This window comes from Methanobrevibacter sp. TMH8, assembly GCF_020148105.1.
Lineage (GTDB): Archaea > Methanobacteriota > Methanobacteria > Methanobacteriales > Methanobacteriaceae > Methanobinarius.
Genome location: NZ_JAHLZE010000006.1, coordinates 1 through 22,751 on the forward strand (window position 1 = coordinate 1; position 22,751 = coordinate 22,751).

Sequence of the window (22,751 nt, forward strand, 5' to 3'; positions counted from 1 at the left end):
AGCTATTGAATCACCATTATTACCAGCAGTATTATTAGCTATATCAGAATCATTCACACTAACATTACTATTACCAGTACTATTCTCACCAGTAGAAGAAGAAACACCACCACCATCATTACCAGCAACATTATCATTTATTGTTGAATTTCCAATACTTACAGATCTATCACCTTCACTACCAACACCAGTAGAGGAAGAAACTCCACCACCATCATTACTAGCAGTATTGTTACTTATATCAGAATCATTAACATTAACATTACTATTTCCAGTACTATTCTCACCAGTAGAAGAAGAAATACCCCCACCATCATTACCAGCAGAATTACCACTAATAGTAGAATTATCAATATTCACAGTACTATTACCCTCACTACCAACACCAGTAGAAGAAGAAACACCACCACCACCAATACCAGCAGAATTATTACTTATAGTTGAATTATAGATATTAACGGTAATATCACCATCCAAAATCCAAACAAATATTCCACCACCAATACCAGCAGAATTATTAGATATGATAGAATCAAAAATATTAACAATAGCAATACCATTACCACCGGTTACTGCTATTCCACCACCACGATCACTAACAGAATTATTATATATGATAGAGTCAAAAATATTAAGATTAACAGTACCATTACCAGCAGTTATCACTATTCCGCCACCACTACCCGTAGTTACAGTATTATTAGTGAAAGTAGAATTATAGATATTAACATTAATTGTACTATTAAAATCAACACCTGTAAGAGAAGCAGCTACATAAATTCCAGGAGCATTTAAAATTGCAGTATTATTAATGAAAGTAGAATTATAGATATTAACATTAACCAAACAATCAGTACGCGAAGCTATTAATATTCCAGAACCAATAGTCGCATTGTTTTGTGTAAATATTGAGTTTTCAACAGTTATATTACCTGTAGTGAAAATTCCTCCACCTCTAATTGCATTATTCTGTGTGAATGTACAGTTAATGAATGTCATTATTGTTCCATCATAATTGTTGAAAATTGCTCCTCCATTATTATCTGTTATTGCGTTGAAAAAAGTTATGTTTATAAAAGTTACATTCAAATTGTTACCAATTGCAAATATTCTTGATAGTCCTTGTGCATCAAGTATTACTTTGTCTTTGGTTTTACCTTGAATTGTAATGTTTTTATTAATTGTCATATTAGTATTGTTATTACCTGTGTATATACCTTCATCCAGTTCTATTGTATCCCCAGGACTTGAAACACTGATTGCGCCACTTATTCCACCATTAGTTGTGTTATTAATGTTTGTAGTAGCAAAACCAGTTTGTAAACTAATTACAGCCAATAAAATAATAGCTACAATAATCAAAGTATGAGTTATAATTTTTTTGTTTTGTAAAATTATGTTCACCTCCCCTTTTATAAGGGTTAAAATATATTCGAAATTCTAAAATGTGATAAAAAGAAAGAATAAATGATTCTAAAAAGAATTTAAGGGGGTGATATATTTAAAAATTCTTAATAGAACCCATTTTATCTTTTTAATACCACATTACAAATTTATTTTTGATTAATAAAACCAATAATAATCTAATTAATAAATTCTCCCAAAAAGTTATTGTTCATTAATTAGCTACCATTACTAAAAGAGCATTTACTCAAAAAATTTTATTTATAAAGCTCATATAATCTTATTAATCAGAAGAAAATTACTTTAAACACATTTTATATAATAATTTTCTTCTCCATTAATACAGAAAACAAAAAAATATCAACAAAATTTTTATTCATTTACAAAACAACTTCGTTAAACCTAAGTTAAACGCAACAAAAGTAATAAAAAGTTGATAATCTACAAAAAAAGAACAAGAAATCACTTAAAATAAATAAAAAAATAATAAAAAAATAATAAAAAGTATTAATATTATACAAATTTTAAATAAAAAAGATGCACAACTCAGGAAAAAAGTTCAAAAAACAAGTAAAATATCCAAAATAATGTCGTTTAACTTAGGTTAAACGAAGTAAAAAAATACATAACATAATATACAATTAAAACAAAACAACATGCCTCAAAATTGTAATATAAACCTTTCTATATAAATATAATTATATAAAATACTATATAAATATATCGATTTTGTAATATATATTTTCCAACAAAAACATGAACATATAAACACTTATTAAAAATAAGTAAATGAAAAAATAGAAAATTATTAAAAATAATAATATATAAAAAAACGAATATTTTTAGACTAACAAAAAATAATTAAATTAAAGTACCTTTTAAGTAAGTACTAGTAGCTTCAGTAATTTTAACATCAACAAAGGTTCCAATATCTACATTATCAACAACCACAGGAATATAGGAATCAGTTTTACCTATAAAACCACCTTTAGAACCTTTTTCTACCACGAGAATTCTTTGAACCGTTCCGAGTAACTCTTTATTTTCTTCTTCAGTTATCTCTGATTTAATGTCGGTTAGATATTTTGAACGTCTTTTCATTACTGAGTGAGGAATTTCATCAAGGACTGATGAAGGAGCACCTTCCCTATGTCTATATTTAGATAAGTGAATAAGACCTGGTTTGATATCTCTTAAAAGTTCAGCTGTCTTTTCAAAATCTTCTTCGGTTTCAGTTGGATAACCAACTATTATATCTGTAGCTATAGTCAGGTCAGGAATTTCTTTTCTAAATCTGTTGACAATATCTTTATATTCAGATACAGTATGAAATCTTTTCATGTCTTCTAAGACTTTATCACTACCTGATTGAATAGGAAGATGAATAAACTTATAAACATTTGGAAGTTTGAAAGCTTCAATTAAATCATCGAGATCTTCTCCGATATTATTAGGATGCATCATTCCCACACGAATTCTAAAATCATTTGAGATTTCATCATCATTAGCTAAGTTAGCTACTTCTTTAATAAGACTAGATAGCTTTTCCCCAGTATCTTTACCAAAAGCAGCTGTATCTTGAGCAGTGAGTTGGATTTCAACACAACCATCTAAAATAGCTTCTTTTGCTTCTTTTACAATATCTTTTATTGGATAGCTATTAAGAACACCTCTTGCAAATCGAGTACAGCAATAGCTACATACTCCTAAACATCCTTCACATATTTGTATTATATGAATAAGATCATCAAAACGAACTTTAGCTACTCCTACTTTAGAATCTTTAGAAAATCCACAAGCTCTTTCAATTTCACCATTAAGAGATGCTTTTACAACATCAGTAGTTTTATTCAGTTTGTGAGGACCAATCCAAGAAGTATCAGGAGCTATTTTTTCCAATTTTTTAGGATCAATTTCAACCATACATCCACTAACAATAACCTTTAAGTCAGGAAAATTTTGTTTTAATTTTTGTATTCTGTTAGTGACTTTACTTTCAGTAGGTTGTTTTACATAACAAGTATTGATAATAGCTACATCTGCGTTTTCAATAGAATCAACTAATTCAAAATCATTTTCTATTAAATTTCCTGCCATGATTTGAGAATCAGCTTGATTAAATGTACAGCCAAATGTTTCTATAAATACTTTTGAATTTTTCATAATATCCACTAATAAGATAATTTTCAAATTTTTATAATGTTAAGTATAATAAGATAAATCAATGATATCACTTAATATTTATAAAGTTAATTTAATAAGATAAATCAATGATATCAATTATATTTTAAAATAATATTATAATATATATAATATATAATATAATGTAATTTATTCTTTTATAGCTATTATTTTATAAATATACATATGAATTAAAAAAGATTTTTTTTATTATAGAATTTTATTATAGAATTATTATTTTTTAAATATATAATATTTTAAATATATAATAAAATTAGAAAAAAATTGTTTTATTAGAAAATTATTATTTTATTAGAAATTTTTAAATATTATAATAAATATATAATTAACTAAATTTTAAACTCTAAAATTTAAAATTAACTAAACTTTAAACTCTAAAATTTAAACTAAATAAATTTTAAACTAGCTAAATTTTAAAATGGTGATTTAATGTCTCTTTCAACAAAAATATATAAAGGATTTCAAACAGCTATCCCCTCTGAAATTAGAAAAAAACTCAAACTTGAAGTTGATGATATCGTTGAATGGTATTTAGATGAAAGTGGAACTGTTAATATTGAATTTAGAAAAAAAAGTAATTTTGAAGATATAATTGGAATTGGAAAAACTCCCTATAAAACAGATGCAGTTAAAATGAAAAAAAGAGTATCAAAGGGTGAAAAACCATGATTTTAGTTGATTCAACTTTTTTCACAGCTATTGTTAATGAAAAAGACCAATGGTATGAAGATAGCTTAAGAATAGCTAAAAAAATTGTTAAAATGGATAAAGTTGTTTCTAATTTAATTATCTCAGAATCTGTTACAAATGTTTCCAGTTTACTTGGAGGAAAAATAGGAAAAAAAATCTATTATAATATTAAAGATAATTATCTCATTTTTGAAGAAAATAGACTGATTTATGATAATACAATACATACTTTATTACATTACAATGGTACACTATCATATACAGATTGTCTTTCATTAGAAATAATGAGAGAACTAAAAATAAATAAAATAGCTTCTTTTGATAGTGATTTTGATAAAGTTAAAGGAATTAAAAGAATTTATTAATAAATAGCTATTTTGATAGATTTTTTGATAAAAATAAAAAATAAAATAAAAGAATTTATTATACAAAACTTTAAAACAAAATTAAGAATTAAAAATTAAAAATTAAAAATACTTTTAAAAGAAAAAGAAAGAAAATTTCTATCTTTTATCAGTTGCTTCTTTTCTAGAAACAATTTTATCAGTTAAATCATAATCATAGTTTTTAAATTTAACTGGTCTACCATAAACTCTTTGAGTAACTCTAGCTTTTGCAAAACCATCTCTTGTTTTACGTTCTTGAGTTTTAATAACATTAATACGAATTACATATTCTGCAATTTTTACAAAATCTTCGGTAGCAAATTGAAAGTCTCTATCTACTTCTACTTTAAATGAATCTACTTTTCCAACTAAATCAACAGAAATACCAACTCTTGCAGGAATTTCTATAGAATTTGCCCAGATTGTTGAAACATCACTAGCTAAAGCACTTTCAGTACGTCTTCCGTCTTTTGTTTCAAGAGATTTAATTTCTACTTGGCCCATATCAGACAATAAAATAGCATCTTTATACAATTTTTCATCAGGATATATATCTATTGTAGTTTTCTTTGAACTCTCATGTTCACTAATAATAAGCCTAATAGATATTGGTTTAGCTTCAGTTATAGAATCTTTAAATATAGATTCACATTCATTACATTTTAATAGTAATTCATTAATTTCTTTACTTTTTGCTGAAATCTTTTTTGATTTTAATGTAGTAATAGACTCCGACCCACAGATAGGACATTCCATTTTTAATACCTCTTGAAATATAAAATAATTCCATAAAAATGATTTTTATTAAATTATAATTAAAATTATGATTATAATAGTTATTATAATAATTATTGTAATTTATAAAATATAAAATAATTAATAATATTACCTTAATAAAAAAATTAATTTTCTTATATATTAATTATTTAATTATAATTTAGTTATTCAATTATAAATCTTTTATTACTAGAACATTTATAATTAGACTTTTTAATATTAGTAATTTTCTATATTTATTTAATATTTAAAAATAAAATATATATTTATTATATTTAAAAATAAAAAAATGATTAATATAAATTAATTTATAAATTAGATAAAAAATTAATTAAAATTATTAAAATTATTAAAATTAATTAAAATTAAAGAATTAAATAAAGAATAATTAAAAAATTTAATAAAATTAAATAAAAACTAATAAAAATTAAATAAATAATAATTAAAAAATTTAATAAATTTTAATAAAATTAATAAAAAATAATTATTAAGATTTTAAAACCTTAACTCCATCATTTGTTCCTAAGATAACTTTATCAACCATTTGAGCAAATATTCCGTTTTCTACAACACCTGGAATGGAATTTAAGTCTTTTTCTAGCTGAATTGGATTATCAATTTGTCCAAAACTTGCATCGATTATGAAATTCCCATTATCAGAAATAACTGGACCGTCCTTAAATTTTGCCATTCTTATTTGAGGATCTGCACCCATATCTTTTAGTTCTGAAAAAACAGGTTTAGTAGCTTCTGAAATTATTTCTAATGGAACTGGAAACTTTCCAAGAACATCGACAATTTTTGAATCATCAGCTATAATAATAAGTTCATTAGCTGAATAATCAACTATTTTCTCTAATGTATGAGCTGCTCCTCCACCTTTAATTAGGTTAAAATCAGGATCAATTTCATCAGCACCATCAACAGCTATATCCACATCATGTTCTTCAAGAGTAGTTACTGGGATGTTCGATTCTTTAGCTAAAAGAAAAGATTGATAAGAGGTTGGAATTCCCATAACAGATATTCCTTCTTCTTTTATTCTTACTCCTACTTGTTCAATAAAATAATGAGTTGTAGAACCAGTACCCAATCCAATAATTTGACCATCTTTAATTTCTTCTGCAGCAGCAAACCCTGCCATTTCTTTAAGATTCATTATAAACACCAAAACAATATAAAAATGTAATAATAATACAATATTCAATTATAATATCCAACATAATATAAAAATGTAACAATTATATCTAATTCAATATAAAAAATTACTAAAATAATGTAAATAAAAATATCAATGAATTAATAATTAAGCAAATAATTAAGTAAACAATTAATGTAATAAAAGAATTTAATAACTAAATAAAATCTAAATAGCTAAATAAAGCCCAAATAGCTAAATAAAACTTAAATAGCTAAATAAATCCAATCTAAAGATTATGGTTTAATTTTAAGCTAACCTTAGTAAGACTATAACCTTTTGCACATTCCCCATGCTTACCTAAAATTTTAACAATAACACACTTATCTTCTGGAATTAAACCTTGAGTAAAACAGAGATCATGATATATACATTCTTCATCACATTCTGGAGGAATATATGAAATATTAGACCCTTCGAATGCTTTTTTAGAATCAATGAGCCCTTCAACATCAGCTAACTCTACCTCAACAGCTTTAACCATTCCACCATCATGAATATCACACTTTTGAGTAATGTCTCTAACATCAGTAATAGTATATTTTCTTCCTTTTTCTAAGGAATCAACACAGGAGGCCTTAAATCTACAACTTTGGCAGGCTTCAGCTGGTCCTTCAAAGACGAATGTTAACCCAATTTCTGCTAAATCTTCTCCAATTAAAGTTATCATTAAATCACTCCTGTTTTTATAGCCAATTTTTTAGCTGCATCTTTTGAAAGTCCTCTATCACCTAATATAGTATATCTTTCAGGACGAATAGTATGAGCTAAAGTCAATGCTTCAATAATATCATCAGGATCAATTCCTAATTCATATGCATTTGTTGGAGCATTCATATCTTTTAATGCATTTTTTATAACTTTCCAATCTCCACCATGAAGATTCATCATCATTATTGTTCCAACACCACATTGTTCACCGTGAAGTGCTGGTTTTTTAGCAATTTTATCTAAAGCATGACTAAATTTATGTTCACTACCACTAGCTGGACGACTTGATCCAGCTATACTAATAGCCATCCCACTACTAAATAAAGATTTAACTACAAGACGAGCACTCTCTTCTAAACCAGGTTTAACAGATTTTGAAGATTTCATTATTAATTTAGCTGTCATGATTGAAAGTGCTGCTGCTGATTCACTATATGATTCATTTTGAAGTCTATTAGCTAATTGCCAGTCTTTAATAGCTGTATAATTAGAAACAATATCTGCACACCCTGCAGAAAGTAAACGAAACGGAGCATTACGAATAATATTTGTATCAGCTATAACACCAATAGGAGCTTCAGCAGTTAGAGAAACAGAACCTGCACTATTCTTAATAGAAGCAAGTGGAGATGCTATTCCATCATGCGAAGCAGCTGTAGGTAAAGAAATAAAGTAAATTCCAGCATTAGTAGCTGCCATTTTAGCTACATCTATTACTTTACCTCCTCCAACACCAATAATTAAAGAAGTGCCATCTAGTTTATCTTCAACATTTTTAACTGTCTGAGATGTCGCTGAATCAATTTTAAAAAGATCAACTGAAAAATTTTCCTTTTCAAGGCTTTCAATTGCTTTATCAGCTCCAATTTTAAGAGTATTTGGCCCAGTAACAACTAATACATTTCCTTCAAAACGTAAATCTTTACATATACTCCCAGTATTATCTATAATATCAGGACCAATATGAACCTCTCTAGGCATCTGAATCTTTTTAGAATCCATAGTTATTCAATTCCTCTTCATATTATTTTTCAGATATTATATTCATGAAATTAAAATCACAACAAATATAATCTTTTTATCATAATATTTCTATTAAATAATATTATGTATATGCTTACACTAATAAAATAACTTTTGATTTTTTACAAAAATATACAAAAATAAATTAAAAGTAAAAATATTTAAAATGAAAAATTATTAAAAAATATAATTAAATATTAAAATTTATAATAGTTAAAAATTATATAATTAATTATTATAAACTAAATACTAATATAATACAAAATACTAATATTAATACTAAATATTAATATCAATACTAATGAATTTTATTTATAATGAATTTTTACATAATTTGGTGATTAAATGGAAGATTTCAGCCAATGGTTTCATGATATTTTAGAAGAAGCAGATATAATTGACTCAAGATATCCAATAAAAGGTATGAGTGTATGGTTACCTTATGGATTCCAACTAAGAAAACATATTATTAACCCACTTAAAAGAATATTAGATAAAGAACATGAAGAAGTATTATTCCCCCTTCTTGTACCAGAAGAAGAATTAGCTAAAGAAGGAATTCATGTTAAAGGATTTGAAGATGAGGTTTATTGGGTAACTCATGGAGGGCAAAAAGAACTTAATGAAAAATTAGCTATTCGCCCAACTAGTGAAACAGCTATGTATCCTATGTTTTCACTATGGGTAAGGTCCCATATAGATCTTCCAATGAAATTTTACCAAGTTGTTAATACATTTAGATATGAAACTAAACATACTCGACCACTTATAAGAGTTAGAGAGATTACAACTTTTAAAGAAGCCCATACTGTACATGCAAGTAAGAAAGAAGCTGATGAACAAGTTGAAACAGCTATGGAAATTTATAAAGAATTTTTTGATATTCTAGCTATTCCTTATCTTTTAAGTAAAAGACCAGTTTGGGATAAATTCCCTGGGGCAGACTATACAATGGCTTTTGATACATTAATGCCAGATGGTAAAACACTCCAGATTGGAACTGTTCATAATCTTGGTCAAACTTTTGCTAAAACATTTGATATTACCTATGAAACAGCTGAAAGTACTCATGAATATGCTTATCAAACCTGTTATGGTCTTTCAGACAGAGTTATAGCTTCTGTTATTGGTATTCATGGTGATGAAAAAGGATTATGTCTTCCACCAAAAGTTGCCCCAAATCAAGTAACAATTATACCAATAATTTTCAAAAAAGGAGGAGAAGAAGTTTTAGCTAAATGTGAAGAAATTAAATCTTCTCTTGAATCTAAAGAAATACGAGTAAACATGGATAATCGAGATTTGCGTCCAGGTAAAAAGTTTTATGAATGGGAATTGAGAGGATCTCCCGTAAGAATAGAACTTGGGCCAAGAGATCTTGAAAATAATAAGGCAGTGATTGTTAGAAGAGATACCCTTGAAAAAATAGAAATTGATTTAAATTCAGACTACTCCGCAAAAATTGAAGAAATATTTGAAGAAATAACTAAAAATATGAAAGAAAAAGTTTGGAAAAAGATGAAAGAATCTATTGTAGCTATTGACAATTTAGATAGTGTTAAAGAACTTATATCAAATGAAAAAGTAGTCTCATTTACTTGGTGTGGAGATGAAGAATGTGGAAAAACCATTGAAGAGACAACTGAAGTAGATATTCTTGGAATACAATCTGAAGATAGTGAGTTTAATAATAATCCTAAAGATAACACTTGTGCCCATTGTGGAAAAAAAGGAAAATATACTGCTTTAATGGCTAAAACATATTAATATCAAACTTTATTAATTTTCATAATATCAAGATTAAAAATAGAATTAATTAAAGCTTTTTTAAAAGGAATTAAAACCTTTTAAATATTTTCTATTTTTTCAATTGGCAAGTCAGTTATTGTACTTATTTCTTTTTTAGACATTCCTACTTTTCTTAATCTTTTAGCTATTTTAATCTGTTCTTTTTTTCGTCCTTTTTCTTGTCCTTTTTCTTCCATTTCCTTCATTATATTTTCTTGATGAAATTCATTCATTTTTTGATAGAAATATTCATCAAATGCACCATTTTGTAGTGCATTTTCTAAACATTTCATTGAAGCTTTTAAACCTTCATCTCCCATTTTAACTATCTCCTTTCTTTTTTCATGACTTGTTTCATCATCAATAAATGCTAAATATTGATGTTTCAAATTGTTTTCTAAATCCTTCTTTATTTTAATTATTTTGCCATTTTGACTTAAATCTTCTTCATAAATATGTGTTTTTCTAAATTTTTCCATTTCGATTATATGTATTTCTATTTTATCTATTAGATTTTCATGGATATAAGCATTACTATTATTTATATGGAAAGTATTGTGGTATTTTAGTGATTTTAAAAAGGCATAATTACATATCGCTACTGCTATGACTTTTTTAATTTTTTTATAGTTTTTTCCTTTAGCTATTGATTCCACTGCTCTTTTACAACAGTAAACTGTCAGTCTTTCTAAAAAGTCATCTGTTTTTTGTCTTTGCACTTCTATATTTATGTCTTTCCCACACATAGTTATTATTCTACAATCCAATTCAGATCTTTTTCCTTCAATTTTATCAGGAGGTATTTTAGTGTTTGTTGCTATAATTTTTCCTTCTATATTTATACCTAAAGCTTTTAAAAAGCCTTTTTGCTGCAATTCATTTCCTTTTTCCCCCATATATTTTAAAAATAAGATATCATACATAGGATAATAATTCTGTGAAAGTTTTTCTTTATATCTTATTGGCTTATTTTTCATGTTAATATTATTATATAGTATTATATTTATATTTTACACTTTATACAATCTAAATTTTACTATTAAACCATTAATTATTAGTTATAAAGCAATTTTATCATATTGAATCAATTTTTCAATTAAAAAAGAATTTATAATCAAAAAAACAATTTTTATATATATGATAAATTTTTCAATCTAAAAATAACTCTATATAAAATTGAAATATATAATCAAAATATATTATCATTATATACTCTATAAAATTCAAACAACAAAAGTTTTTAAGATATTAAAAACAAACTCTAAAAAATAAGTTTTTATAAAAGCTTTTAAAATATGAAAAAATATGAGTTATATAACAGAGCCTGTATAAATTTTAGATTTTAAAAATTAAAAAATATTCTATGTATTTTAGAAAAATAATAAAGAGTAGATTAAAATGGATGAAATATATGCAATAATACCTGTTTCAAAATTTTCTAATGCAAAGACTCGATTATCTCCTTTTTTAAAATTAGAAGAAAGAGAAGAACTTCTAAAAGCTATGTTAAAAGATGTAACAAAGACATTGAAAGATGTGGTTAATGAAGTAGTTATAATAAGTGCAGATAAAGATGTTTTAGAATATGCAAATGAACTTGAAGTTCTAACTTTAGTTGAAAACGAAGGATTGAATTTAAATACTGCTATTGAGCAAGCTATGGATTGGTGTAGGCATAAAACTAAGAAAGTTTTTATTGTACCTTCAGATATTCCACTTATTTCAAAAACAAATATTGATGCATTAATTGAATCAGCAAAAATCATCGATTTTATTATAGTTCCTTCAAAAGGTGGAGGAACAAATGGACTTATAATTAAACCACAATCAATCGACATGAAATTTGGAGAATTTAGTTTCAAAAAGCATGTGAAAGAAGCTAGTGATAATAAATTTGAACCAGTTATTTATGATTCATTCTATATGTCTCTTGATGTAAATACAACTGAAGATCTTGGTGAAATAATGATTCATGGATCTGGAAGTGAAACACAAAGCTATTTAAAAAGTTTAAATATTGGTGTTGAATCAATACATGGTGCAGAACGTTTAAAGGTTACTAGAAAAGATTAAATCCTTTATAATATGAATTCAATACAAATAATAGATGATATAATAGATAAATAATAGATAATATAATAGATGATACAATGATTGGGATTTCAATAGCTGGATTTGATCCATCTGGAGGTGCTGGAATAATAGCTGATATGAAGACATTTAGTGCCCTTGAAATTCATGGTACTGCAGCTATAACTGCATTAACAGCACAAAATCCCACTAAAGTATTTTCTTTAATGCCCATAAGTATAGAATATATAGAAGAACAAATTGATTCAATTTTTGATGAATATGGAGAATATATCTCTTATGGAAAAACAGGAATGCTTTATTCGACAGAAATAATTAAAACTGTAGGTAAAAAAATTAAAGAATATAATATTAAAGTTGTTGTAGATCCTGTTATGGTTGCAAGTGCAGGAGGATCTCTTTTAAAAGAAAGAGAAGAAATAAAGAATATGAAAGAAGAAATAGCTACTTCTTTAAAAAAATATTTACTACCACACTGTTTAATAGCTACTCCAAACATCCATGAAGCTGAAATTATCTCAGGGATTAAAATTAATAATACAAATAATGCCATAGAAGCAGCTTATAAAATTGGAGAAATTTCTAATGTTATAATAACAGGAGGCCATCTCGATGGAATCAATACTTTTTTCAACAAATCCACTGAAGAAATAAAAACTATAAAAAAGCCCCTCATTGAAACAAGCAATGTTCATGGGACAGGATGTTCTTTTTCAGCTGCATTAGCAGGATATAGTATAAAAGGAAATAATTTAACTACATCAATTGAAAAATCTCTTGATTTTGTAGAATTAGCTGTAAAAAAGGGAAAATATGGAACTTTAAAACAACCATATATTAGTGATTAGATATTTTAAATTAATCTAAATAAATGATTTAAATAAATACTTAATCAAAAGAATAATTATTCTTTTTTATCCTCTTTGTTAGCCCCATCATAATATTTCTTTTGCCAATTATATACAATATCATCAATAGTTGGATATATTCCTTTATACATATTTAATTTTTTATTTAAACCCATTTTCCACAATATATCTCTAACTGGTGAATTTATATGAGCTAATCTTAGTTCAACGCCTTTTTTAGCTAGAATATCTTGTAGAACTTCTAAATTTTCAGCTCCAGCCATATCTAGATAATCTGTATTTCCCATATCTAATACAAGTACAGAAATATTAGCATTTTCTTTTTCATTTTTTTCTTTTATTCTTTTTAATATTTCAAGATTGATATTTTCTGAATTTATAAATAGCTGTGCACCCTCAATACGTAAAATTAAAATATTAGGAGAAGTTTTCTCAGGCTCATGGAACTTAATATTTTTATATAACCTAGTTCCTTTAACACGACCTAATTCAACTATCTTAGGACTATAAATATTGTATAAAATTCCTAAAACAGAAATAATAACTCCAATAAATATTCCTTGAAGAATTCCCAAAAATACTACTCCTGTTAAAGTAACTATAGCATAGATAAATTCTTTTTTACTTATTCTATAATATCTCTTTAATTCTTTTAAATTGAAAAGTTTAGTTACAGCTACAATTATAATAGCTGCTAAAACTGTTGCTGGAAGATTACTGAAAAATTGTGTGAAAAATAAAAGTACTATTACTACAATCAGCCCTGAAAATAAGTTAGATAGGGGAGATTTTACCCCAGATTCTTCATTGATAGCAGATCTCGATAAACTCCCTCCTACAGGGAAACCTTGGAGTAAACCAGAAAATATATTAGATATTCCCAAAGCAAAGAGTTCTTTATTGTTATCAACAGAATTATTATCATTATCCTCTTTTAGAGCTAATGTTTTAGTTGCACCCATACCTTCAACATAACTTAAAATAAAACAGAATAAAGCAAGGTTTAATATAAGAGTGAGATCTCCACCAGGCAATTCTGGAAATTCAATCATCGGCAAACCTGAAGGAATGTTTCCTACTAAACTAACCCCTAACCAACTTAAATCCATGACTGAAAATAATATTATAGGTATTGCAACAATAAACAAAGCATTAGGTAATTTAGATAGATATTTTTCACTTAAAAGTAGATATACAATCGATATTATACCTATTCCCAAAGTAATAATATTGATTTCATTAATATGACCAGCCATATAAAATATCCTAGAAAAAACACCACCAGTCGCTCCATCAATCCCCATTAGTTTAGATATCTGAGTAATAGCTATATATATTGCTGCACCTGCAGAAAATCCTGTTAAAACAGTTTTAGAAATTAACCTAACAATAAATTCCATATGTAGAACCCAAGCTATTATTGAAAAAACACCTACTAATAACCCAACAAATGAAGCTATAGCCCAAAAATTAGAAGGATTAGCAATACTTAAGGTTCCAATTGTAGACCCTACTAAAATTGATAGTGCTGAAGTTGGACCAACAGAAAGTTGATTAGAAGTTCCAAAAATAAAATAAACAAATAAAGCAGCTAAAGCAGCATATAATCCTGCTTCAGGAGGCAAACCTGCTAATGATGAGTAAGCAATAACTTCAGGGATAGTGATTGCTCCAACAGTAATTCCAGCAATAATATCAAATCTTAAAAAGTCCTTATTATATTCTTTTGCCCATTTAAGAATTGGAAATAATCCTTTAATATTTTCTAACATATTAAAACCATTTAAAAATTTAATGAAGGTTAAAATAAAAAATAAATGAAAATATAATTGAATATAATCAAATTATATCAAAATATAATCAAATTATATCAAAATATATCAAAATATAATCAAATTATATCAAAGTATATTGAAAATATGATGATTAATATTTAAATTTTTATAATAATAATCAAATGATAATCAAATGATATTTTCAGATTATATAGAATGCTAAATATGAATAACCATTATTAAGTCATGAATAATATTTATTATTAATAATATTTATTATTATTTATTATTTATTATAAAAATTATCAAAAAAATAGTATTAAATTTCAAAAAAATCCATAAAAATAAAAAAAATAAAAAAATATACAAAAAAGTGTAAATCTATAAAAAATATAGTAAATCTATAAAAATAAAAAATAAAAAAATATACAAAAAAGTGTAAAACTATAAAAAATATAGTAAATCTATAAAAATTAAGAAAATAGTTATAATAACTCTTTTCTTAAGTCAATAGTATCTTTTAAATCAGGCCCTGTTGAAATTATAGTAACTGGGACTCCAGTTTCTTTTTCTATTTCATCAATAAAGGCTTTTGTTTCACCGGAAAGTGATGAATAATCTTGAGTTCTCTCACAGTTAGGGAATAGACGATCAACACATGTTAAAGCTATTTGAGTTGCACCATTAATCATACAAGCTTCTTTAGCTAAATCCATATCAAACAAACCAACCCTTCTTCTTCTACCAGTAACTGTCCCATATTCTTCAATACCTAATTCTTCAGCTTGTTCTTGAGGCATTTCAGATGGGAAAGGTCCTTCACCAACTCTTGTAATATATGATTTGAAAACTATAATTACATCATCAATTTTTGTTGGTCCAACTCCTACATCAGCTGCAAAAGTACTAGCTGTTGTATCTTTACTAGTTACAAAAGGATAAGTCCCATAATAAAGAGAAAGTCCAAAACCTTGAGAACCTTCTATGAAAACATCTTCACCATTATCAATAGCTTCATTAACCTCTAAAGGAACATCAGTGATATAATCTTCAAGTTCAGGAAGGTCTTGAGCCATTTTAGCTGTTCTCATAACACGATCAGAGTTAGCTGGACCACAACCAGTTCCAGTACTGCCAATCTTTTTAAAAAGATGATCTGAAGCTTGATCTCTTTCTTTATGTTCAGGAGCTATCATAGAACACCTATAATCCATAAAAGATCTGCTTCTTACATCATATTTATTAAGATAATCTAATTCATGGAAGAAAACTTCTGGATCAACAAGAACACCTGCGCCAATAAGCAATTTCGCATCCCTATGTACAAAACCAGAGGGAGTTAGTCTAAGCCCATATTTCTCACCATTAAATTCAACAGAATGACCAGCATTTGGCCCTACACCCGCACGAGCTATTATATTGGGCTTATCATTGTCACAGAGATAAGTTATACATTTTCCTTTACCTTCATCTCCCCAAGCTCCACCAACTAAAATATTACAAGTCATTGAAATCTCCCATTTTTCTAAATTATATTAAAAGTTTTAGTTTACTAACTAAATAGTTATTAATAGTAAATTATTAACTAAATAGTATATTTATATTGTTTTTTCATGAAATTATATGAATCTAATTATTTAGTTTATATTTAGTTTATTTTTCGAATCATTTAAATTTTTGATTATTTTTTTAACAAAATTATTGTCAAAATAGATATCTCATTATTAAATTAAACAACCCATTATACTATTGATATATTGTCATATATTAAGTTAATGTTTAATTCAATAATAATTATTGTTATATTAATAAAATCTAGATTAGTATTATCATATATAGAATTTTATAAAATAAATTAATAATTGTAAGTATTAAAAGTAAAAAGTTTAACATTAATAAAATAAACAATTCAAAATTAAAATATATTAATATTTATGCCATTTCAAGGATCTCAATTAATTTTTGTAAATATTTATATCTATCATACTTCCAACCTTCATTATCACCAAGGAATTCACTTAAAACATTAGAATTCATTTGACGAAGAATAGATAAATGAATAATATTTTTAATTTCATCATCAATTTTTCCTTCTATAATTAATTGACCAAAACCAGTAGCTATTATTGTTATATCAAGTATTAATAAATCTTGGTTAAAATCAAGATCTAATATTATTTTATTTATAGATTCATTATCAATAATATTCTCATCAAAATCTTCAATTTTAAGATCCCAACAATCAAAAATCCATTTGAAACAATCAAGAATATTTTTTTCAGGGTTTTCAATAATCCAATCATTTAATTCAATAAAGGCCATATATCCTTCATCACTACCAAAAGGAGCAAGTTCATCAACACAATCCCAAAAAAACTCATAATTAGCTATTTCAATAGCTCTATTATGAGGAATGACTCCATAAAAATCTTTAGATATATTTAAATAATTATAGCCTTCATTAATATTATCCATCATCATCAAACTCTATTTACTTATTTAAAATATGAATTAACATATTAGTTATTATATTAGTTATTTTATATTAGTTATTATTTTTAATTCAAACTATTCTCTAAAATCATCAATATTTAATTTAAAGAAATTATTTTCTTCAATTTTATCCTTTTTAAATAATAAAATATCCTCTAAAAATTCGTATTTACTAGCTATTTCTATAATAGACTGAACAGCCCATCGAATGTCTATTACCTTAAACGCAGAACATTTAATAATATTATCATCGCTTTCAGAATAGTTATCATTAGATTTATCTTCATTTTCAAGAATAGAGATTTCTTCAGAATCAAAGTGAATTTTATAACCAATACAATCTTTTTTAAGTTCATCAATAATAAATGGTTCAATAATTTCTACAAATTCCTCAAGACTCTCTTTAAAATTATCCACAGCTGAATCTAACCATTTAATAAAAATAAATCCTTTTTCTAAGTCTCTAAATTCATGAGTTATATTTCTTCTTATGATATTTTTAAAAGGAATTTTTGTATAATAATCTGTAAAAATATCTATAGCTTCTTCTATAGAAAATAATTCATTATAGTATCTTTTAAAGTATTTATCATCAATGGCAAGCTCATTAGTAATATTTTCATTATCTTCATTATCTTCAATGTCTTCATGACCTAAAATATAATGTTTAAATCCATCATCTTTATAGATTCTTTCTTCAATTAAAATAGAATCATTATAATTAATACATTGAAGATAACTGCAATTTCCTCTTTCCAAAATAAAAAATGAGTTTATATTCTCTAAATCATGCAAAAAATTAGATATATCTTCTATAGTTAAGTCTTCAGATTTAACATGAGCTTTAGATTTCATAGTAAATATATATTATACTTTAATATTTATATTTTATATTATAGATTATATTTTATACTTACATTCTATAATTACATTCTATAATTATAATATTTATATTATATTCCATAATTATATTTTATGATTATATCTGTATTCTAGTAATCTAATATAATAGATTCACATGCAGGATCATATTCATATTTATTATTAGTTTTTTTAGATTTCCAATAATCAATCCAATAAATCCACCATTGATTAGACAGTTTTTTTATATCTTCATCATTTAAAGATTCAAAATCATTGAAAAAATTCAATTGATTAGCTCCACAAACAATAGCAATATTTTCAAAAATAATAGTTAATAAAAAATCAAAGTCTCCATTTTTTATATCAGACGGATATTCACCAATTAATGTTTTTTTAAAATTATAATCATTATTAATCTTTTTTAAAATGTTGAAATCTTGAAATTTCAAGCCATTTTCAGAGATTTCAAATGAAAAATCATTTTCTAAACTAATAAATTTCATATCTTCATCATTATTATAAAAAATAGTAAAAAAAGTATTATCAGCTAATCTAATAGCTATTTCACTAGAATGCCTACCATATTTCTCTAAAGTAGGTTTATATAATTGAACTTCTTCAAATTCTAGTTGTATAGAGTCATCAGCTAATTCTATCCAAGTCCATCTTCCTGCTGATGAGACTGCTTCTTCCATTAAATTTAGTGTTTTTTGTTTCATTTTATTCAATATATAAATTCAATAAATGTATAAATTCAATATATAATTTATTTATAAAATTTATTATAAAATTTATTATATAATTAATTATATATCATTCATTTTATTTATTATATTTATTTTGTTTATTATTATCTAAAAAAGAATTAAAAGATCCTTCCATTTCATAATCTTCATTATCAAAGAACTTTTCCCATTTAAATGGTTTAATTTCAATTCGTGTATTAATATCTTCATTCCAATTAATTGAGAATCCATTATTTTTCAAAACATCAACTATTATCTTTCCAATTTCCAATGATTTTTTCTCATTATTTTCAAAATCTCCAAAAGCAATAGATAATAATTTTGATTCAAAAGCTCTTTCAATATCTTGAAAATGATAAAAACAAAAACCATCAGGAGTTAAATCTTTTGATTTAAGATGATGAAATACTTCAAAAGAGTCATGAACGCCTTCATCAATAGTATAACCTGCATTATGAATAGTTACAATATTATTTTTGTTTAATTGAATAAAACTTTCCTTAAGTTTGTCAAAATCAGTAGGCCTTACCCATTTCTTTTCTTTAGATAATTTTTCATTATATTTAGTTGAAATAATATGATTAACTTTATCAAGAGAAAGTTCTTCATCAATAAATTGTTCTTCAATAATTTCAAGGATCTCTTCACAATCATAAAATCCAGAATCTATTAAAACAGAAATTTCATAACATATCTCTTCAATTAATTCATCATTCATAAAAAAACTCCCATAGTATACATAAATAACAGAAATAAACAATGATTAGAGAAATAAATAATCATAAATATATAAACAATTGATAAAAAAATGAATGAATAAAAGAATGTTTAAAAGACTAATAAATGAGCAAGCAATAATAAAAGACTAAATAAAAATTTTACAAATTTTAATAGTTTAGCTACTAATATTTAACTATTACTAGTTATCTACTAATTAAACTATTAATATTTAGCTACTAATATTAAACTATTAATATTTAGATACTAATATTAAAATACTAATATTTAGTTAGTTATATTTAGCTTTTAGCTACTTAATTAATAATTAATACTAAACAAAAAGAAAGAGAAATAATAAAATTATTCCAACATAGTTTGTATATGAGTTACATTGCCTCTTTCAGTAAACCCAACAATAACTCTTGATTCACCTATTTTAGCTACTGAAAACTCTTCTTTTTCTTTAAATTTATATCCTCTTAGTTTAGTATAACCTTCAAATGCAAGTCTTGGTTTAACATCAAATTCTTTTTGGAATTTATTGTAAACATTGATAAATCTTTCAATGCTATCATCAAGAGGGATTTCATCAGATTGAATAGTTACAAAAAATGTAAATTCTTCGTTATCATCAGCATAATATCCAGAATCGCCCATAATTCCTGAAACAGCCATAGATATTAAATGAGCTTCAAGTAAATCAGCATCAAAAACACTTTCAGTGAATTGAGGAATATCATGTTCTTCACCAATTTTTTTAACTTCAGATGCTTCTTTAATAATATCTTGAGGCAATCCAATATCTTCATTATCCCAAGCCCAATGCCATTTGTTAGTTTCTTTAGACAAGATCCCTAGTATTTGAGCATTAAATTCTAATTCTCCAAATGAGATTGTTCCTTTTTCAATATTTAACTTACCAACATTATCTCCAATAAGATTTCCTAAACTTTCTTGTTTATCTAAAGCCAATGCACCATATTTTGTAAATATTGTTTGAAATGTATCTGAATCCTCTATCTTTATTGCTTTTTCTTTCATAAATTATTATAATATTAATTATAGTATATATAATTTGATACTTGTAATTTATTATGCTCAATATAATAATCTAAAATATAACTAATTTAAAAAATTACTTTCTAGAATCTTCTCTTGCAAAATAAATCATAGCTTTAGATAAAAATTCAGAAAGTCCTTCATTATAATTATTAAAAAACACTACAAAATCTTCATGTTCCTTGTATAAATTGGCTAACTCAATATAAGATTCTTTGGTTGTTGGATTTAATGTTCCTACCAATTTAAAATGTTTTGTAATCAGTTTTTGAACTTTTTTTGAATCATAACTATTATTATCCATTGAATCAGCTATTTCTTGAATCAAATTATTTAAATTAGTTTGATAATTCTCCCATTCTGCAGAACTCATTTTTTTAATACTTCTATTAGCTTTTTTAAATGATTTTCTACCATATCTATTGATTGTATCTTTTTTATACTTTTTTTGATTATTTTCATCCATTCCATCAAAAAGATCTTTATCTGAAACTATAGGATCATCTCCTAGCTTAACTCAATTATAATTACAATTAAAAAAATTATTATTATTATTATTATTATTATTATTATTGGTACTATTATTGACACTATTGCTATTATTTTTATTGTTATTACTATTAGTATTATTTTTATTATTAATATTTTTATTTAATATTTTAAAATAAATAATAAAAATTATGAATATCAAAATATATAATATTTTAAAATATACATTAATACTATAATTGTACACACAATATTTAGAATATTATAATCTATAAAATTATCTATATAAAGAATAATAATTAAATTTATTAGAAATAATAAACAGAATAATAATGAGAATAATACTAATTATAAAATTATTATAATTAATTATGAAAATTATTATCAATCAATAATAACATTGAAAATTATTATTAATCAATGCAAATATCAATACAATTAAAATATCAATATAATAAAATTAACTGATTGATAATAAATGTTAAAATAATTAGATGATTTTTAAAATAAGAAAGTGGTGGTATTATGAAGATTCTTGGTTTTTCAGGAAGCCCAAATAAAAATGGAAGTACAGCTACATTAATTAATAAAGTATTAAATAGAGCAGAAGAAAACAATCATGACACAACATTTTATTCTCTAAATGATTTAAATATAAATCCCTGTCAAGACTGTGGATACTGTAAAGAGAATGAAGGATGTGATTTAGACGATCATATGAATCAAATCAACACAGAAATTGAAAACTCAGATTTAATTGTTGTTGGATCTCCAATTTATTATGGTGAAGTTTCAGCTCAAACTAAATTATTTACTGACAGGTTTTTTAGTGTATTTAATAGTAAAACAAGAAGTTTTGATGGTAAAAAAGCTATATTGATTTATACACAAGGAAATCCAGATCCAAAAACTTATGAATCTTATAGTGAACATCAAAAAACATATCTGTATAACTTTATGGGCTTTGATGTAGTAAACACTTTATTAGCTGCAGGAGTTCATTCAAAAGAAGAATTACTTGAAAAAGAAGAGATAATTAAAGAAGCAGACAATATTGCTATGAGAATTTAAATATTCTCAAAATTATTTTTATTATATTTTATTATTATTTAAATTCTTAAATTTTTATTTTAAATTATTTAATTCTTCAAATTCTTTAAAAATAGTTTAAATCAGCTACTTATTTTATATTTATTTATTTCTTAAACAAATAGTTTAAATCAGCTACTTATTTTATATTTATTTATTTCTTAAACAAATAGTTTAAATCAGCTACTTATTTCATTATTATCCTTATTTATTTCTTAAAAATAATATTACAAAAAGAGGACGACTCATAAAAATTTCTTTCTTTTTTTCTTTTTTTTAGGGTTTAGGGTTTTATATTTAGTTATTTTTATTTATTTCTTTGTATATTCTTTTTAAGTTGTGTGAAATTCCTAGTAATTTGGTTTCAGTTTGTGTTC

21 protein-coding genes are annotated in these 22,751 nt (G+C 24.9%); 6 read left to right on the forward strand and 15 right to left on the reverse strand.

Features of this window, described 5'->3' with window-relative positions; genetic code table 11:
• The coding region (locus KQY27_RS01235; RefSeq protein ID WP_224424760.1) for a hypothetical protein at positions 1-1,404 on the reverse strand (1,404 nt) is incomplete at its 3' end.
• An 861-nt stretch (positions 1,405-2,265) separates the two neighbouring features.
• A complete protein-coding gene (locus KQY27_RS01240) occupies positions 2,266-3,567 on the reverse strand; it encodes a tRNA (N(6)-L-threonylcarbamoyladenosine(37)-C(2))-methylthiotransferase (RefSeq protein WP_224424761.1) in 1,302 nt (433 codons plus the stop codon).
• A gap of 468 nt (positions 3,568-4,035) precedes the next feature.
• Here KQY27_RS01240 and KQY27_RS01245 point away from each other — a divergent pair, with 468 nt between their 5' ends.
• Positions 4,036-4,275 (forward strand): type II toxin-antitoxin system PrlF family antitoxin, encoded by a 240-nt coding sequence (locus tag KQY27_RS01245; RefSeq protein ID WP_224424762.1) that lies wholly within the window; start codon positions 4,036-4,038, stop codon positions 4,273-4,275.
• Positions 4,272-4,661, forward strand: coding sequence for a type II toxin-antitoxin system VapC family toxin (locus KQY27_RS01250; protein ID WP_224424763.1), 390 nt, complete (start codon positions 4,272-4,274; stop codon positions 4,659-4,661). The genes KQY27_RS01245 and KQY27_RS01250 overlap by 4 nt, the downstream gene beginning before the upstream one ends.
• 138 nt (positions 4,662-4,799) lie before the next feature.
• On the opposite strand, the gene KQY27_RS01255 is transcribed toward KQY27_RS01250, so the two are convergent.
• The 4 genes from KQY27_RS01255 to KQY27_RS01270 all read right to left on the reverse strand — a co-directional run bounded on the left by KQY27_RS01255 (position 4,800) and on the right by KQY27_RS01270 (position 8,370).
• Positions 4,800-5,438 (reverse strand): HVO_0476 family zinc finger protein, encoded by a 639-nt coding sequence (locus KQY27_RS01255; RefSeq protein WP_224424764.1) that lies wholly within the window; start codon positions 5,436-5,438, stop codon positions 4,800-4,802.
• Positions 5,439-5,946: 508 nt separating this feature from the next.
• Entirely contained in the window at positions 5,947-6,618 is a 672-nt protein-coding gene (gene rpiA / locus KQY27_RS01260) for a ribose-5-phosphate isomerase RpiA (RefSeq protein WP_224424765.1), read from the reverse strand.
• 268 nt (positions 6,619-6,886) lie between these two features.
• Positions 6,887-7,327 carry a UPF0179 family protein gene (locus KQY27_RS01265; RefSeq protein WP_224424766.1) on the reverse strand — a complete coding sequence of 147 codons (441 nt, stop codon included), beginning with the start codon at positions 7,325-7,327 and terminating at the stop codon, positions 6,887-6,889.
• Positions 7,327-8,370 (reverse strand): NAD(P)-dependent glycerol-1-phosphate dehydrogenase, encoded by a 1,044-nt coding sequence (locus KQY27_RS01270; protein ID WP_224424767.1) that lies wholly within the window; start codon positions 8,368-8,370, stop codon positions 7,327-7,329. Before KQY27_RS01270 ends, KQY27_RS01265 begins: the two co-directional genes overlap by 1 nt.
• Before the next feature lie 366 nt (positions 8,371-8,736).
• Here KQY27_RS01270 and proS point away from each other — a divergent pair, with 366 nt between their 5' ends.
• Positions 8,737-10,158, forward strand: coding sequence for a proline--tRNA ligase (proS, locus tag KQY27_RS01275; protein WP_224424768.1), 1,422 nt, complete (start codon positions 8,737-8,739; stop codon positions 10,156-10,158).
• 80 nt (positions 10,159-10,238) lie between these two features.
• Here proS and KQY27_RS01280 read toward each other — a convergent pair whose 3' ends face one another.
• On the reverse strand, positions 10,239-11,156 hold the full coding sequence (locus KQY27_RS01280; protein WP_224424769.1) for an Rpn family recombination-promoting nuclease/putative transposase: 918 nt from the start codon (positions 11,154-11,156) through the stop codon (positions 10,239-10,241).
• 421 nt (positions 11,157-11,577) lie between these two features.
• Between KQY27_RS01280 and cofC the strand changes: the two genes are divergently transcribed.
• Both cofC and thiD read left to right on the forward strand, forming a co-directional pair.
• Positions 11,578-12,252 (forward strand): 2-phospho-L-lactate guanylyltransferase, encoded by a 675-nt coding sequence (gene cofC, locus KQY27_RS01285; RefSeq protein WP_224424770.1) that lies wholly within the window; start codon positions 11,578-11,580, stop codon positions 12,250-12,252.
• 77 nt (positions 12,253-12,329) lie between these two features.
• Positions 12,330-13,118: a bifunctional hydroxymethylpyrimidine kinase/phosphomethylpyrimidine kinase gene (gene thiD / locus KQY27_RS01290; protein WP_224424771.1), complete on the forward strand. Its 789-nt coding sequence runs from the start codon at positions 12,330-12,332 to the stop codon at positions 13,116-13,118.
• Positions 13,119-13,174: 56 nt separating this feature from the next.
• Here thiD and KQY27_RS01295 read toward each other — a convergent pair whose 3' ends face one another.
• The 8 genes from KQY27_RS01295 to KQY27_RS01330 all read right to left on the reverse strand — a co-directional run bounded on the left by KQY27_RS01295 (position 13,175) and on the right by KQY27_RS01330 (position 21,262).
• Positions 13,175-14,911, reverse strand: a complete 1,737-nt coding sequence (locus KQY27_RS01295; protein ID WP_224424772.1) for a SulP family inorganic anion transporter — start codon at positions 14,909-14,911, stop codon at positions 13,175-13,177.
• A 488-nt stretch (positions 14,912-15,399) separates the two neighbouring features.
• Positions 15,400-16,422, reverse strand: coding sequence for an adenylosuccinate synthetase (locus KQY27_RS01300; RefSeq protein WP_224424773.1), 1,023 nt, complete (start codon positions 16,420-16,422; stop codon positions 15,400-15,402).
• A gap of 424 nt (positions 16,423-16,846) precedes the next feature.
• Complete coding sequence (locus KQY27_RS01305; protein WP_224424774.1) at positions 16,847-17,389, reverse strand: hypothetical protein; 543 nt, start codon at positions 17,387-17,389, stop codon at positions 16,847-16,849.
• A 93-nt stretch (positions 17,390-17,482) separates the two neighbouring features.
• Complete coding sequence (locus KQY27_RS01310) at positions 17,483-18,262, reverse strand: hypothetical protein (RefSeq protein WP_224424775.1); 780 nt, start codon at positions 18,260-18,262, stop codon at positions 17,483-17,485.
• Between the two features lie 137 nt (positions 18,263-18,399).
• Complete coding sequence (locus KQY27_RS01315; RefSeq protein ID WP_224424776.1) at positions 18,400-18,990, reverse strand: hypothetical protein; 591 nt, start codon at positions 18,988-18,990, stop codon at positions 18,400-18,402.
• Positions 18,991-19,093: 103 nt separating this feature from the next.
• The gene (locus tag KQY27_RS01320; protein WP_224424777.1) at positions 19,094-19,735 is read right to left on the reverse strand and encodes a hypothetical protein; all 642 of its coding nucleotides are present in this window, start codon (positions 19,733-19,735) and stop codon (positions 19,094-19,096) included.
• Positions 19,736-20,097: 362 nt separating this feature from the next.
• Positions 20,098-20,778, reverse strand: a complete 681-nt coding sequence (locus KQY27_RS01325; protein WP_224424778.1) for a DUF6882 domain-containing protein — start codon at positions 20,776-20,778, stop codon at positions 20,098-20,100.
• 94 nt (positions 20,779-20,872) lie between these two features.
• The gene (locus KQY27_RS01330) at positions 20,873-21,262 is read right to left on the reverse strand and encodes a TipAS antibiotic-recognition domain-containing protein (RefSeq protein WP_224424779.1); all 390 of its coding nucleotides are present in this window, start codon (positions 21,260-21,262) and stop codon (positions 20,873-20,875) included.
• Positions 21,263-21,810: 548 nt separating this feature from the next.
• Between KQY27_RS01330 and KQY27_RS01335 the strand changes: the two genes are divergently transcribed.
• Positions 21,811-22,356: a flavodoxin family protein gene (locus KQY27_RS01335; protein ID WP_224424780.1), complete on the forward strand. Its 546-nt coding sequence runs from the start codon at positions 21,811-21,813 to the stop codon at positions 22,354-22,356.
• Positions 22,357-22,751: the final 395 nt, after the last annotated feature.